The following is a 14,379-nucleotide window of genomic DNA, read 5'->3' as shown; positions in this document are numbered from 1 at the left end:
AGGCGGGCCGCATCGGCGCGGACGCCGGCGACACCCGCGCACGGGAAACTGCCTCGAAAGAGAGTGTTAGCGCTAACACTTTCCGAGGACGGTCCGTACAGGAATGCGAGCGAATATAGGTGTTGAGTAGCCAACCTGCGGTGCGGCTGAATGCACCACGTGGACTGTGAACGATAACATCGGCCGCGTCAAGATGTTACGGGCAGGTTTTCGCAGGAAGACCCATACGAGACGCTGCACCCTGCCGAGGCGGCAACCGTTGAGCTGACCTCAGCCTTTCGCCACCGTCGATCAAGGCCGCGATCCGGGCAGCACGCTCGGTCCCGTCGCGGACGATCAGCGGGGAGGCCGAGTACCGGTAGCCGAGCTGCCCGACGGCCTTGACGATGCGCTGCGGGGTGCCAAAACACGGCCGACCGGACGAAGCCTGGTGATCACCTGGGTATCGCGAACGTGTTCATCACCCGTGCTCCCACACTGCTCCCACCATGCGCGAACGCTTGGGCACCCGGAGCCACTGAAGGACAGCTGACCAGCCAGAACACGCTGGTGCGTCGGTAGGCTCCGATCGTTGAACACTCAGTGGATTCCTGTGGCATCATCGCTGCGCTGACCTGCGGAAATGCAACTCTTGCAGGTCAGCGCAGCTTCGTTCAAATTCGTTGAGGGACGTACTGGCACGTTCAGCGCATGATTCTGCTCCCTGTTGCTCCCGGATCGTGCTCCCACAGCTGACGACCAGCTCCATCGACCTTGTCCAGCCTGAGAGCCATGCCCCGCGCACCCACTCGCAAGACACATGTGCGACATGCTCCCCAACGCAGAACATTGGAGGGTGTCCGTCTGGGAAGCCCAGGAACTCCAGCACGCGATCATGGGTTACCTGCCCCGCTACGCGACTCCGCACATCGTTTGCGACGTTGCCCTAGGTGGGCAAGAGGTGGATACACAGCTCGCCGAATACGACAGCGAGCTGGGCATTTTCTACTGGACGAGAACTACCGGACCGGGCTCGAGCTCGATGACCCGAGGCGCTCGACCGCCGCTACCCCTCCTACGACCCGATCTCCACCCTCGGCGAGGCCCGCCAGAAATGGTGGTCGGGCCAGACTTGGCAAGTCGCGATGGGGCCGCTTGAGGGACAACTTCCAAAGACGACCCCTTCGACATGTTTACCTGTTCAGACCCGTTGTGACTCGTCGAGCCTCGACGACAAGGACCCAGAAGGGGCCTGGAAAGTCCCAAGTAGACAAACAATGCAGTTCGCAAAGACTGTCTTCGTCGCCCATTGGCCTAGCACGACTCACCACACCAGAACCGACGCTGCCGTGCTGCAACTTCTCGGCGTAGGCCTCGCCTTCATCGCGGCCAGCGCCACATGATTCAACCCAACAGCTTGCAGCGGACGGGGCGACCACCAGACTGTTCAGCTAAGGGCAACCGGTGGGTAGCATCAGCACGCAGGTCGGCGGTGCGGTGACGTCCTTGACGTCGGGCAACCGCAGGATCGTGATCGGCCGTTGCTCACCCGCCCGGCCCTGCCCGAACTCGACCTTGCCGGATGCGCCGTCGTAGGACATCTCCAGGAGCTCGTGCGAGATCGCTGCCCGATTGGGCACAAGTTCGGTCGGAGCGATCCGCTTCCGGTCGGTGCGGTTGCGCGCGACGGCGTCGAGGAACACGCCGGCGCTGTCGTAGGCGATGCCGACGCGTTCACCGATCCACGGCACACCTGCCCGCTGTAGCAGCACGCCGAGTGTGCTCCACGCGGGTCCGTGTTCTGGTTTGTTGTCGCGAAGGGCGCGCAGTCCCGCGCAGAGCGGTGCGGCTTTCTGTTTGCTGGACAGGCATTCCCGGTTCTGCAGCACCACGACGCCGCCCAGGGACACGTACAGGATTGACTTGCCGTCGTAGGTGGGGTTGTCACGTTTGTCGGTCTGCGACACGAACCTGGCGACCGAGTCGTCGCCGAGGATGATCGGCAGTTTTCCTGCGCAGTCGGCGATCACTCGGTTCAGGAACCCGTCGAAGTCCGCCTGGCGCCCGGCGAAGAATGCGATGCGGTCGTTGCCGCAGACGGGTTTCACATCGGCGACCTCGCCGTCCCACAGCTTGAACGAGGGTTCGCCGAACAGCGCGGTGAGCTCCTTGCGCAGCGACTGGAGGTAGCCGTCGCCGGTGATGTCGCGCGGCTGGTGGATGTCCACCTGCTTGCCCTCCCGCCGCACGAACTCGTGCACCAGCTGTGCCTGCGCCTTGTTGCCCGGCACCAGCTGGAAGTACATCGGCGAACGGGTCGGCAGGCTTTCTCCGGTGAGAGTGGTCGCCACGACGGGGATACCGAGATCGCCGAACACCCCGACGGCGCTCTCCACCGGGTCGACCGTGCGGCCCATGCCGATCACGCCGAGTAGCGTCGGGTCGCTCTCGAACAACGGCGCCAGAAGGGAGTCCGTCACCTCGCGAGCGCGGGCCATCTCGAAGCCACCGTTGGCGACCACGATACGCAGCAGTGGAGTGTTGTGGTCGCTGCGGACGTTCGCCTGTGCCTGGCGCAACAGCAGGCCGGTCAGCTGCTCGGTAACTGAATCGGCGGAGCCCACCTCACCTTCGCGCCTGGTCATCTCGGAGAAGTGGATCAGGCTAATCAATGGGCGTTCCGGGTCACCTTCGTGCAGGCGATTGGCTTCGTCATTGAGCTCGAAGATCGCCCGCTGCGCGGCCAGCATCCGTTCGTCATCGCCGAAGAGCTGCGCGGAACTGTCGCTGTAGCCGATGCACTCGCCACCGCGGCTGTCCACGACCCACCGCACGGCGACACCCGCTCGCGGCGATGGCAAGCAGCTCCCAGCCGCTCGCGGCCACAACCACATCCCGCCCGTGAGCGTGGCCGCGACGACCAGCGCGACGACGGCCACCGTGAGGAAGGAACGGCGTGCCAGAAGAGGAACCGGACGCGGTCGGATGCTGGTGGACCACGCCGACTCGTCCGCGTCGCTGGGAGTTTCGCCAGAGGGCATGCGCAGTGCGATGAACCGGGCGTCCTCGCGCAGCGACTGCCTGCGCGCTGGCAACATCTCGTTCCACTCGTCGAGCGCGGCCTTGATCTGGTGCAGCGGCCTGCACTTGGTGAGCCAGGCCGGCAGCTCGTCCGCGGTGGCGACTACCAGCAGCGGATCATGCTCGGCCGACTCGTTGCGCACGTCGTTGATCAGCCGTAACAGCTGCCAACCGGATTCACCGATGTTTTCCAGCAGCACCAACGGATACATGGTGCGCTGCCAGCGCCGCAACCGGAACCTGCCGGCGCCGTAAGCGATCCGCAGGTCCTGCAGGAAGGCGTGAACCAGCAGTTTCCGCCGCTCGTCCTCGCTCTCCTCGTCACCGCGGGCGATGCGCTCGGCGAAGCCGACGAAGCTGGTCGAGTGGCCAGGCACCATGAACCGCTGCCGCATCAGCCAGCGCGGCTCCGATCCAAATGGCCACACCCCGTGCGTCCACAGCCAGAACCGCAACGGCCGGTGCCACGCGGTGAACAACGCGATGACCACCTGCGCCCACGCCGGGAGCACATTCGTGGCCGCACCGGTCCCAGGTAATCGCGGCGCACCAGCACGGCCGTGGTGGTCCGCCAGCAGCTTCATGGTGTCGCCCTGCCCGGTCGTCAGCAGGTGCACCAGATCTAAGTGCCGGAACCGGCGCATCCGCTGGTCACCGAAGCGGTCTTCGGCCAGCCGTTGCTGCAACCTCTTCAGCAACACACCCGCGTCCTCCTCCGCGTCCACCTTGGCGAACAACACCTTCGGTGTCTCGGTGTGCTCCAGTCGCCGCGCCAACTCGGCGCCGAACTCCATCGCGGACGGCCTGCCCACCAAGCAGATCAACGGCAGCGGCCGGTCCGTCCCCGCCCTGTCCAACAGCTCCGCGATGACACCCAACAGACCTGACAGGCCACGAAAAACGATCACGCTTCCCTCTCTTCCACAGGCGCCACGGAGATATCGCTGCCAACCTCACGACCGTCGCGCAGCCGCCCGATCACAGCCCGGCGCCATACGCGCGATCTGGCATCCCTCGCCGCCGCTCCTCGCGATGTCGCTACTGCTCAACGACCTCACGCGCTTCTCAGCGTCGAACGCGCGCACGAGCACATCGGAGAGGTGGGCGCGTGACCACAATTTGAACGCGCTGTGGTCACGCACCACAGACGCCTGCCAGTTGCTTGGCATGGTCGCAGTACGTGGCGCCAGCGAGCGGCTCGGTGATGATGCCATCGGCGAGCTTGATGGTGGCCATCTGTCCCACTTTCGGTGCCGGATCGGACCTGCTCCAGTCATGCAGCTGCACAGAGGTGACGGTGACTGTCGCCGTTGCCTCGGCTGGACTCCACTGTGGGTCGGACAAGGTGAACGTCAGGTCGATGACCGGGTTACAGCAACCGCTACCGACGTGTTCGGTGGCCCGTCCGTCTGCAGTGATGGTCAAAGACCGCGTATGGCCCATCCATTGGCCTGCGAAGGTCGAGAGACTCATGGCCGGCTTCTCTCGCGCGACCTCGATGCGATAGATGCTGTTGCCGTTGAACTGGTCGACGATCGCGTTCCACTGACTGTTGAAGAACGCGACGATCGGCCCGGCGACCATGACGGGAGCCAGCAACAGTCCCTTGTAGCCGAACGTGTCCATGATCTGCTTGGCGTCGAGACAGCCCGCGATCATCCCTCCGCTGCCTTTGCCGAGACTGCCGAGACACGACTGGCTCTGGAGCATCTTGTTGAAGGTGTCGACCGCTTTGACCCCAGACCCGGCTCCGAAGCGAGTGAGGATCTGCACGAGTGCCGTGACGCCGGTCTGCAAGGCGTAGAGCGACTGGCCGATCGCGTCTGCCTCGGTCGTGATGCGCGCGCTGGTGCCGGGTGCCAGGTCGGCGTTGAAGGCGACCGTTCCGCTCGGAGCGATGACCGCCTTGTCTCCGGCGATGACTCGGCTCAGGGAGGACAGCTGTCCCCAGTCGATGGCGTTGTCGATGACGTCCAGGCCGCCGTGGGAGGCGAGCAGTGGATAGCGCCGATTGTTCGTCACCTTGAGGACCCGATGCCCGGCGTTGTCGGCTCCGAGACACCAGAGCAAGGCGTCACCTGAATCTGAGGTGATGGAGTACCCGTCACCCCGCGCGCGCTGGTCGTTGTCACACGTCGGCCTGTCGGCAGTCTGGGTCAGATTGCCGGTCAGGCCGTCGACGAAATCGCGTTTGAACGCGTCGATCGCCTTGCCCAGGTCGAACCCGAGCAAAGCGAATTCGCTGAAGTGGTCGGTGGTGAACGAGACCGAGGCACGGTCCTGGGCGATGGTCGCCGGCAGGTACTCCCACTCAGCGGTGCTCGCCTGTCTCGTCGCGACTACGACAACGTCGCCTTCCGGGACCGGGTTCCGCAGGCGGACCGTTGCCGTTGCCGTCGCCGACGACGGCAACGGGCCAGACGGGCTCAGCTCGTAGAGGTTCGAGAGGAAGTGCACCTCCGGCGTCGGCGCAGTAGCTGCGCCCAGGTCACGCGTCGTGACTTCGACGCCGGGTGCAACGACCTCGAGCACCGCAGCTGGAGCATCTGGCGGACGTGTCGCGGTACAACCGCTCAACGCCAGCAGGACGCACAACGCTACCGCCATGCGGTGGCGAAAGTTGACGGTTCCCATCACGGCGTCCCTCCACTCTGCTACTGAGGTCTCTGGTTATGGCGGCGAGCCGCGAACCCGTTACATGTGTCCCCGTGGCGCGGAATTTCCGGAGTTCTTGAGCGAAGGGGGAACCTCACTGCTCACCGAGGACCGCACCCTGACTAACAACGCACGACGCCACGCACCCCGGCCGGGGTCTGCTGCACGAGTAGGTGACAGTAGTGACCAATCCGTGCAGCAGACCCCGATCATGGGCTACCTGCCTGGGTATGCGACGCCGCGCATCGTCTGCGACGTGCCCTACGTGGGCAAGCGGTGGGTGCACCAGCTCGCCGAATATGACCGTGAGCTGGACATTTCCTACTGGACGAAGAACTACCGCACCGGGATCGAGCTCCAGGATCCGGAGGCGCTGGACCGCCGCTACCCGTACTACGACCCGATCTCGACGCCGGGCGAGGCAGGCCAGAAGTAGTGGGCCGACCAGACTTAACAGGCCACGATGGGGCCGTTTTCGGGACATCTTCCAAAGGCGGCCCCATCGGCATGTTTTGCCTGGTCAGACCCATAAAACCTCATTGGACCCCGACGTCAAATTTCCCCAGAATGCCCCAGGAAGTCCACAAAGGACACCATTGACCGTCTACATTGGACGTTTAAGGAGTTGGCAGTTGGAACGGACGTGGGCAGATTGCCCGCTTCCACATGCACTCCCGGAACGGGCCATACTGTCACCACGTCCCGGACAACCGTTCAGAACTTGAGTGAGCGACGGAAGCCGCTCAGACACGGTCGCGTCCTAAATGCACTGGCTCGGCCACAAGATAGAACACAGCCAGCTGGCAGGTCAGTCGGTCAGGTTGAGGGGCTTGATTCCCAACGTGCCCGCCAACAGCTCACCGAGCAAACTCGGAAGACTGGCAGGAAGAAATTTGTCCGTCGTCTGGCGGAGGTCGGAGGTCAGCCACCAGCGCCGTTCGATCAGTCCGGCTTTCTCGTTCTCAGTGGGCTTGAGCGCAACCTTTGGCGCTGTGTCGGTGATACGCCCCAGGAAGACGTGATCAATCCGGTGGTGGTCGAGTCCCTTGTAGTGGAACCGGGATTCCCGGATCCACAGCTTGCGTCCCAGCGCTGAAAGAACGATCCCGGTCTCCTCCGCTACTTCGCGGAGAGCGGCGTCGACCGGTTCCTCCCCCTCGTCGAGGCCGCCGCCGGGCAGCTCCCACCAGTGGTGGCCGCGGTCGTGGGGATCGCAGGCGTGGATGAGCAGCACGCGGTCGTGGGTGTCGAGCAGCAGCACTCGAGCGCCGATGCGTGGGGTGAGGGTGGTGGACATCCGGCGGGCGTTCCTCGCGGTCGGCTGACTGGGCGGCAGCCTGCGCGGGTGGTGCCGGAGTTCAGAACAGCGTCGGTTCCGGCTCGTTTTGCGCGTCGACCGCCGTGGCGGGGTCCGACGTTAGCGGCGTCCTGTTCGCGGTCAGCGACAACCGGACGGCGAGTCCCGAGTGATCGGTCAGCCGCGTGCCGTCTGGCGGTAGTTCCCTGGTCTCGTGCACTTGGTCGGCGTGTCATCAACACGACCAGCGGAGGCGTCGGCACGATCATCGGTAGCGACTACGGCACTGGTATCGAGCACAACCGCGGCGACTGTCGTCCCATCATGATCGCATCGCACCGTTGGAGTTGCGCACGGCAACGCCAACGGTCGTGACGCGACGGCTCCATCGCCGTCAACCAGCGTTCTCTGAGACCGCGAGCCGCGCGGCCATCCAGACCGCGATCTCCTTGAGCAACTCCGGGTCGACCGGCCGCCGCAGCTGTTCGCGTGTCGGCGGTGGAGTCGATCCGGGGTAGCGCCGGAGCATGTGGGTCAGGTCAGGGAACCGCAAGACGTCCACCGGGCCTTGGGAGAGCTGGGCGATCTTGTCGAGGTCGTCGGGGTCGACCTGGATGTCCTTGCTGCCGGTGATGGCGAGCATGGGCACCTGAACCATGGCGAGGTCCGGCCTGGTGTCGTGCAGCAGGAACTCTCGGAACCATTGCGGCAGCTTGAAACCGAACACTCGAGTGTGGCCCTGTTGGATCTTGTCGGCGATGCGGCGCAACTGCTGCGCCGGCGTGCGTCGGAGCAGCCGCAGGAGGAGTCGGATCAGTGCGGGGATCTCGGCATCGGGGTGCTCCGCCCACGCGATCATGCCGTCGGCTCCGGTGGTGGCCGGGCATCCGACGAGCACGATCGCCGCGACGTCAGCGTGCCGGGACACCCAGGTGGCGTTCACGGCGCCTTCGCTGAAGCCGACCACGCCGACCGAGGCGACGTCCGGCCGTGCCGCGATCGCCCGCACCACTTGGGCGTCATCAGTGCGGTGTTGATAGAAGCCGCCTTGCTTCCATTGTCCTGGCGTGGCCCCGATGCCTCTGCGGTCGAACCGGTAGGACGCGACGCCGTGGTCCGCGAGCGCGGCGGCCAGGGGGCGGCCGAACACGATCGGCCACTTCCCCACGTTGCCGTCCCGGTCCAGTTGGCCGGCACACAGGACCACCGCTGTCGGGTGTGGACCATCGCCCGGTGGCTGCAGGAACGTGCCGGCGACGGAGAGTCCGTCCTCCAGCGTCACGGTCAGTTCGGTTTCTCGGATCTGCACGCCGTCCCCCAAAGCGAATAGTTCCAACTTTGGGAACAGTACCAGTCATGGAATCATTGAGGCGTGGATACGCTCGAACTGCTCCTGCACCCGATCCGGCTGCGCATCGTCTGGACCCTGTCCGGCGAGCGGGTCCTCACGACCTCCGAGCTGGGCGCCGCTTTGGCCGATGTCCCCCGGACCAGCGTGTACCGCCATGTCGGGCTGCTGGCCGACGCCGGCGTCCTCGAGGTAGTGGACGAGCAGAAGGTGCGTGGTGTCGTCGAGCGCTATTACCGGCTTCGTCCCGAGCAGGCTCGGATCGACGCCGAGGCGGGTGGCGCGATGTCGCTGGAGGATCACCGGCACGGGTTCGCGGCCGCCATGGCGGCGATGCTGGCCGAGTTCAACGCCTATCTGGAACGGCCGGGCGCCGATCCGGTCGCGGACTCGATCGGCTATCGGCAGGGCACACTGTGGCTGAGTCCTGACGAGCTCGCCGAAATGATCGGTGAGCTGCGGCAGGTCTTCGGTTCACGGGCGGGCAACGAACCCGCGCCGGGGAGGCGGCCGCACCTGGTCAGCGGCGTCTTCTTTCCTTCAGGCGACGCCGAGAAGTAGCGGCGGGCGCTATTGCTCCAGCTCGGCCAATACGTCGGCGGCGTCGCTGTTGCCCAGCGCAGCCAGCCTGCGCAGCTCCTCGAAGTCCTCGCGTTCGCCCGCCAGCTCCACGAGGACGTCCACCGCGTCGGAGCTGCCTGAGGCGGCCAGGCGCCGCAGCTCGTCCATGTCTCCGGCCTCGCCGGCGAGCTCCACCAGCTGGTCGACCGCGTCCTGATCGCCGCCGTCGGCCCGGCGGCGCAGGTCCTCTCGCTCATCCATGACGCACCTCATCCAGTTCGCGGACGGCCCGCGCGACGGCCGCGGAGTCGTTGCGCAGGATCTTGCTGTGGTTGCTCGCGACCTTCGCACTCAGTGTGACTTGCGGGTTGGTGGTGAGCACCTCGTCGAGCACTTTGCGACCCTCCTCCATCTCGCCGGCCTCGCTGCCGAGGCTGTCGCCGGTGGCCAGGACGAACCGGAGCGGGCGGGTCAGGCGAGTCAGGAGCGGCACGCTGTTGGCGGCGATCTCGTTGAGCTCGATGTTGATGTCGGCGTGCTGGTCGGCGCTCATCCGGGCGCCCAGGCCGAGGCGGGCGGCGATCGGGAGCAGCAATCGGTAGCTGCGGAACGTCTTGCGGATTCGTTCGCGGCCTGCCTCGCCGGTCAGGCCGACCGGGAAGGCGTCGACGATCACCGCGCCCGCGACGCGGTCCGGGTGCCGGTCGGTCCAGTGCCAGGCGAGGATGCCTCCGAAGGACCAGCCGACCAGCAGGACCGGCTGGTCGATGGCCCTCGCCTCGAGGACGGCGTCCAGGTCGCGCAGGGCTCCTTCGAACGAGTAGTCCTTGGAGCGCTTGGACTTGCCGCGGGCGCGTTCGTCGTAGGTGATGTGGCGGTAGCCGGGGCCGAGGTCGGCGATGACGCGCTTCCAGTGCTTCTGGTCGGCGTAGGCGCCGTTGAGGTAGACGACGGGACGGCCGGGGCCGCCGGTGTCTCGCACGTACAGCTCGGTGTCGTCGACGGGCAGCATGCCGGTCCACGCGTTCATGGTTTACTCCTAAGTAGACAGTCGGTCAGGCCCAGGTGACCGGGAGTTCGTGGACGCCGTAGATGTTCATGTTGGTGCGGAGCTTCACGTCGGCGGCCGGGACAGCGAGTTCCAGCGTCGGGAAGCGGCGCAGCAGACCCTCGAAGCCGGCGCGCATCTCGATGCGGGCAAGTTGCTGGCCGAGGCACTGGTGGATGCCGTGGCCGAAGGCGACCTGGCCGCGGACCTTGCGGTGCACGTCCAACGCATCCGGGTTCTCGAACCGCACAGGGTCGCGGTTGGCGGCGAGCAGCGAGACGACGACGGTCGAGCCCGCGGGGATGGTTTCACCGCCGACCTCGAGGTCCTCGGTGGCGTAGCGGTAGAAGATGTCCGCCACGGAGAGGTAGCGCATCAGCTCCTCGACCGCGTCCGGCAGCAGCGCCGGGTTCGAGCGCAGCTCAGCCAGCTGCTCGGGGTGCTCCAGCAACGCGAACGTGCCCAGCGCCAACATGTTCGCGGTCGTTTCGTGGCCGGCGAGCAGCAGCAGGAAGGCCATGCCGGTCAGGTCTTCGATGCTGAGTTCCTCGTCGCGGGCCAGGTCCGAGAGGATGTCCTCGGCGGGGTCGGCCCGCTTGGCGGTCACCAGTTCCGTCAGGTATCCGAACATGGCACCGATCGCGGCCATCTTGTCTTCGAGGGTGATATCGCGCTCCATGAACCTCGAGGAGTTCGACTGGAAGGTCTCGCGGTCGGCGTACGGGACGCCGAGCAGTTCACAGATCACCAGTGACGGCACGGGAAGCGCGAACTCCTGCACCAGGTCGACCGGCGGGGTGAGCTTGGCCAGTTCGTCCAGCTGTCGCTCGGTGATGGCGATGATGCCGTCCTCGAGCTGCTTCATCCGCTTCACGGTGAACGCGCCGGTCAGCTTGCGCCGCAACCGGGTGTGGTCCGGCGGGTCCATGCTGATGAACAGACCAGGCACCTGCGGGGATGGCTCGGTCTGCTCCGGCATGCCGGACACGTCGAACGGCACGTGGATGATGCCGAGGTCCTGGCGGCTGCTGAACCTGGTGTCGGACATGACCTGGCGCACGGCGTCGTAGCCGGTGACCAGCCAGCCCTCATGGCCGTCCGGGAAGGTCATCGGGCTGACCGGCCGCGTCTCGCGCAACGCCGTGATTTGGCTGGGCGGGTCGAACGGGCCCGCGTCGCGGTCCGTCGGCAGGACCCGCAGGACGATCTGGCTCATCGGATTTCCCCTCGTGGTGGTGTGTTGCCACCACGATCACCGAGAGGCCAGACACGGCCCTGTCATGACGCTGACACGGCACGAGAGCGATGTCAGGGAGCCAAAGTCACCGCGACCAGCTCGTCCCAGCCCGTCTCCACACCCTCCCGCATCGCCGCGTCGAACGCCGCGTCGCCCAGGTGGTGCCGGGATGCCTGCTCGACCTGGGACACGTACGGATTGGACCGATCGGCGAGGCCGAGCACGCTCGCGCTCGCCGCCAGCAGCCGCGCGGCCTGCTCGTACTGCTCACGTCGCACGGCCAGGCCCCCGACCTCGACAATCATCTGCGCGATCACCGGCGCGTGCCCCGTCTCGCCCGCCGTCCGACAAGCCGCGGCCAGGTGGTCGCGTGCCTCGTCCAGGTCGTCGGTGAAGTGACCGTGCAGGGCGTGCGCCACCGCACGCAGGTGTGGCTGCGTTGCTTCGTCGCCGAGCAAACTCCTTGCGACGTCGAGCTGCTCGAACGCTTCTGAGGCGTTGCCGTTCCACGCGGCGAGCTCGACCTTCGCCAGGGCCAGTGCGGCCAGCGTGCCGGGCCAGGTAACGCCTTCGGCACGGCGTTCGGCTTCAGCCACGGCGGCCGCGCTGGCGTCCTTGTTCCCCATCAGCCAGTACAGCCGTGCCTGTCGTATGCGGAACTGCACGACGTCGTCGACCGCGTCGAGTTCGGTGACGACCGCGATCGCGTGTTCGAAGTGCTCGCACGCCTCGGCGAACTCGCCGCGCAGGGCGATGCGATCGGCCAGCTCGGTTTGCGCGAAGGAGGTGCCGAACCGCTCGCCCAGCACCCGGAACTCGACGAGCGACTCCTCGAAGTGCGCTTCCGCGTCCTCGGCGCGGCCGAGCATGATCAGCATTTTGCCGATGTGCAGTCTGGACAGCGCACGGGCCCAGGGATCCTCGTCGTCCAGCAACGACCCCCACGCAGGTAGGACGGCGTCCGGCTCCTCGCCCAGCAGCATTTCGAGCGGGACGACCAGCCTCAACGCCGGGTGGTAGTGCCGGTTGCGCCGACCGAGCTCGTAGGCCTTGTGCACCCACTGCGCTGCTTCGGACACGTCGCCGGGCCCGGACGTGACGAACATCGACGTCATGGCGCAGACGACCGCCCTGATCTCGTCCGGCACCTCACCTGGCGTGTTGATCGCGGCGGTGATCAGCTCCATGCCCTCGGACTTGCGGCCGACGAGCCACCAGTACCAGGCGGCGGCCGCGGCGAGCCGCATCGCCGCGTGCGCATCACTGGCAGCGAGCGCACCGCGCATCGCCGAGCCGATGTTGTCGTGCTCAGCCTTGAGCATGGCCAGCCATTCCAGTTGCTCGGCGCGGCGAAGACGTGGTTCCGCGGTCTCGGCGAGCTCGGTGAAGTACGCCAGATGTGTCTGCCGGGCGAGCTCCGTCTCCCCCGCTTCTTCCAGCCGCTGGGCGCCGTACTCCTTGATCGTGCCGAGCATCCGGTACCGCGGTGCGCCCTCGCCGGACGCGACCAGCAACGACTTCTCGGTCAACGCCGTGAGCAGCTCCAGAACCTCGTGCTCCTCGACGAGATCGCCCGTGCAGACTCGCTCGGCCGCTTCCAGGCTCGCGCCACCGGCGAACACCGACAGCCTGCGCAGCACCACCCGTTCGGCGTCGGTCAGCAGCTCCCAGCTCCAGTCGACCATCGCACGCAAGGTCCGGTGCCGAGGCAACGCCGTACGGCTACCGCCGGTCAGCAGCCGGAACCGGTCGTCCAAGCGGTCAGCGAGCTGGTCGACGGACATCGTGCGCAACCTCGCCGCCGCGAGCTCGATCGCGAGCGGCATCCCGTCCAGCGCGGTGCAGACACGCTCGAGCGTTCGCTCGTCGACGGCGAGGTCCTTGCGGACGGCGATCGCCCGGTCCCGCAGCAATTGGACAGCCGCCGGCAGGGCCAGCGGTTCGACGGGCCACAGCGCTTCGCCGGTGATGCTGAGCGGTTCCCGGCTCGTCGCGAGGATCCGCAGCCGCGGACACTCCCCGAGCAGCCGATGGGCGAGCGCGGCGACAGCCTCGATCACGTGCTCACAGTTGTCCAGGACCAGCAACGTGTTCCGGTCGCGGATCGCGGCAACGAGCCGGTCCGCGGGCTCCACGTTCGACACCTCTCCGAGCAGCGCGTCCCGCAGACCCAGCCCGGACAACGTCGCCTGCGCCACGTCACCGTCGGTGCCGATGGCAGCGAGCTCCACCAGCCACACCCCGTCCGGCAGGTCGTCGAGCAACGTGCGCGCGGTTTCCGTTGCCAGCCTTGTCTTCCCGGAGCCGCCGGGACCGGTCAAAGTGGTGAGCCGGTGATCGGCGACGAGGTCACGAACCGCGGCGACATCGGTCTCCTTGCCGACATAGCTGGTCAGCTCGGCCCGCAGGTTGGTCTTGCGGTTCTCCTTCTGCTGTTCGACCTCGCCGCGCAGCAACGCGACGTGCAACGCGGACAGCTCAGGCGACGGGTCGACGCCCAACTCGTCGGCAAGGGCTTCCCTCGCACGCTGATACGCCTGCAGCGCCTCACTGTTCCGACCAGCGGCGACCAGCGCGCGCATCAACGCCGCGACCAGCTTCTCCCGCACGGGATGCGCGGCCACCAGATCGGTCAGCTCCGTGACCAGTCCGGCGCCGTGGCCAAGGCTGATCTCGGCCTCGAAGCGGTCTTCCGTCGTCGCGAGGCGCAACGCGTCGAGCCTGGTCGCCGCCGCCTCGAACGCCTCGCTGTCCTGCAGACCGACGTCCTGCATGGCCGGACCACGCCACAGCTCGAGAGCGTCGCGCAGGCGCTGTACCCGCAGCGGCCCTTGATCATTGCGGGCCTGGGCGCCGAGCCGTTCGAACCGCACCGCGTCGACCGCGTCGGGATCGACCGTCAGACGGTAGCCGTCCGTCAACGCCTCGACGACCGCCCCGGGAACCGCCTTGCGCAACCGGGAAACCAAGCGCTGCAAGGCGTTCACCGCATCGACAGGCGGGTTCTTACCCCAGATCCAGTCGACGAGCGCGGCCTTCGAGACCACCCGACCGGGGCTGAGCGCGAGAGCGACCAGCAGCCCTCGCAGCCGTGCACCGGGCACGTCCGCGAGAGCGCCGTCGTCCGCACGAACCTCGAAAGGTCCCAGAATCCCGATCTGCACCTGCCCGAT

At 66.6% G+C, this 14,379-nt stretch carries 9 protein-coding genes and 2 pseudogenes; 3 read left to right on the top strand and 8 right to left on the bottom strand.

Going from position 1 to position 14,379, the window contains the following annotated elements:
* Nucleotides 1–784: 784 nt before the first annotated feature.
* Nucleotides 785–1,109: pseudogene (locus AOM45_RS52950) on the top strand (lysine 2,3-aminomutase); the annotation flags it as partial.
* A 321-nt stretch (nucleotides 1,110–1,430) separates the two neighbouring features.
* On the opposite strand, the gene AOM45_RS21715 reads toward AOM45_RS52950, so the two are convergent.
* Both AOM45_RS21715 and AOM45_RS21710 read right to left on the bottom strand, forming a co-directional pair.
* Nucleotides 1,431–3,968: a type 1 periplasmic-binding domain-containing protein gene (locus tag AOM45_RS21715; protein WP_030465231.1), complete on the bottom strand. Its 2,538-nt coding sequence runs from the start codon at nucleotides 3,966–3,968 to the stop codon at nucleotides 1,431–1,433.
* Nucleotides 3,969–4,194: 226 nt separating this feature from the next.
* On the bottom strand, nucleotides 4,195–5,694 hold the full coding sequence (locus AOM45_RS21710; protein ID WP_156093563.1) for a hypothetical protein: 1,500 nt from the start codon (nucleotides 5,692–5,694) through the stop codon (nucleotides 4,195–4,197).
* Nucleotides 5,695–5,914: 220 nt separating this feature from the next.
* Between AOM45_RS21710 and AOM45_RS21705 the strand changes: the two are divergent.
* Nucleotides 5,915–6,151: pseudogene (locus tag AOM45_RS21705) on the top strand (lysine 2,3-aminomutase); the annotation flags it as partial.
* A 372-nt stretch (nucleotides 6,152–6,523) separates the two neighbouring features.
* Here the strand turns inward: AOM45_RS21705 and AOM45_RS21700 are convergent.
* Entirely contained in the window at nucleotides 6,524–7,012 is a 489-nt protein-coding gene (locus AOM45_RS21700) for an NUDIX hydrolase (protein WP_051782760.1), read from the bottom strand.
* 394 nt (nucleotides 7,013–7,406) lie between these two features.
* A complete protein-coding gene (locus tag AOM45_RS21695; protein WP_162185601.1) occupies nucleotides 7,407–8,321 on the bottom strand; it encodes an alpha/beta hydrolase in 915 nt (304 codons plus the stop codon).
* Between the two features lie 63 nt (nucleotides 8,322–8,384).
* On the opposite strand from AOM45_RS21695, the gene AOM45_RS21690 reads away from it, so the two are divergent.
* Complete coding sequence (locus AOM45_RS21690; protein ID WP_030465225.1) at nucleotides 8,385–8,921, top strand: helix-turn-helix domain-containing protein; 537 nt, start codon at nucleotides 8,385–8,387, stop codon at nucleotides 8,919–8,921.
* A 9-nt stretch (nucleotides 8,922–8,930) separates the two neighbouring features.
* Here the strand turns inward: AOM45_RS21690 and AOM45_RS21685 are convergent, their stop codons facing one another.
* The 4 genes from AOM45_RS21685 to AOM45_RS21670 form a co-directional block, all read right to left on the bottom strand.
* Entirely contained in the window at nucleotides 8,931–9,182 is a 252-nt protein-coding gene (locus tag AOM45_RS21685) for a hypothetical protein (protein WP_030465224.1), read from the bottom strand.
* A complete protein-coding gene (locus tag AOM45_RS21680; protein WP_030465223.1) occupies nucleotides 9,175–9,951 on the bottom strand; it encodes an alpha/beta fold hydrolase in 777 nt (258 codons plus the stop codon). Before AOM45_RS21680 ends, AOM45_RS21685 begins: the two co-directional genes overlap by 8 nt.
* A 25-nt stretch (nucleotides 9,952–9,976) precedes the next feature.
* Nucleotides 9,977–11,185 (bottom strand): cytochrome P450, encoded by a 1,209-nt coding sequence (locus tag AOM45_RS21675; protein WP_030465222.1) that lies wholly within the window; start codon nucleotides 11,183–11,185, stop codon nucleotides 9,977–9,979.
* 92 nt (nucleotides 11,186–11,277) lie between these two features.
* Nucleotides 11,278–14,370 carry an ATP-binding protein gene (locus AOM45_RS21670; RefSeq protein ID WP_030465221.1) on the bottom strand — a complete coding sequence of 1,031 codons (3,093 nt, stop codon included), beginning with the start codon at nucleotides 14,368–14,370 and terminating at the stop codon, nucleotides 11,278–11,280.
* Nucleotides 14,371–14,379 lie beyond the last annotated feature (9 nt).

Origin of the sequence: Lentzea aerocolonigenes (assembly GCF_000974445.1) — a bacterium.
GTDB classification, from domain to species: domain Bacteria; phylum Actinomycetota; class Actinomycetes; order Mycobacteriales; family Pseudonocardiaceae; genus Lentzea; species Lentzea aerocolonigenes.
This window is presented reverse-complemented; position numbering and strand designations above follow the sequence as displayed.

What these genes read in the sequence shown, in the direction of transcription:
- AOM45_RS21710 (WP_156093563.1), bottom strand. Translation starts at nt 5,694, where the DNA reads ATGGGAACCGTCAACTTTCGCCACCGCATGGCGGTAGCGTTGTGCGTC.
- AOM45_RS21700 (WP_051782760.1), bottom strand. Translation starts at nt 7,012, where the DNA reads ATGTCCACCACCCTCACCCCACGCATCGGCGCTCGAGTGCTGCTGCTC.
- AOM45_RS21685 (WP_030465224.1), bottom strand. Translation starts at nt 9,182, where the DNA reads ATGGATGAGCGAGAGGACCTGCGCCGCCGGGCCGACGGCGGCGATCAG.
- AOM45_RS21680 (WP_030465223.1), bottom strand. Translation starts at nt 9,951, where the DNA reads ATGAACGCGTGGACCGGCATGCTGCCCGTCGACGACACCGAGCTGTAC.
- AOM45_RS21675 (WP_030465222.1), bottom strand. Translation starts at nt 11,185, where the DNA reads ATGAGCCAGATCGTCCTGCGGGTCCTGCCGACGGACCGCGACGCGGGC.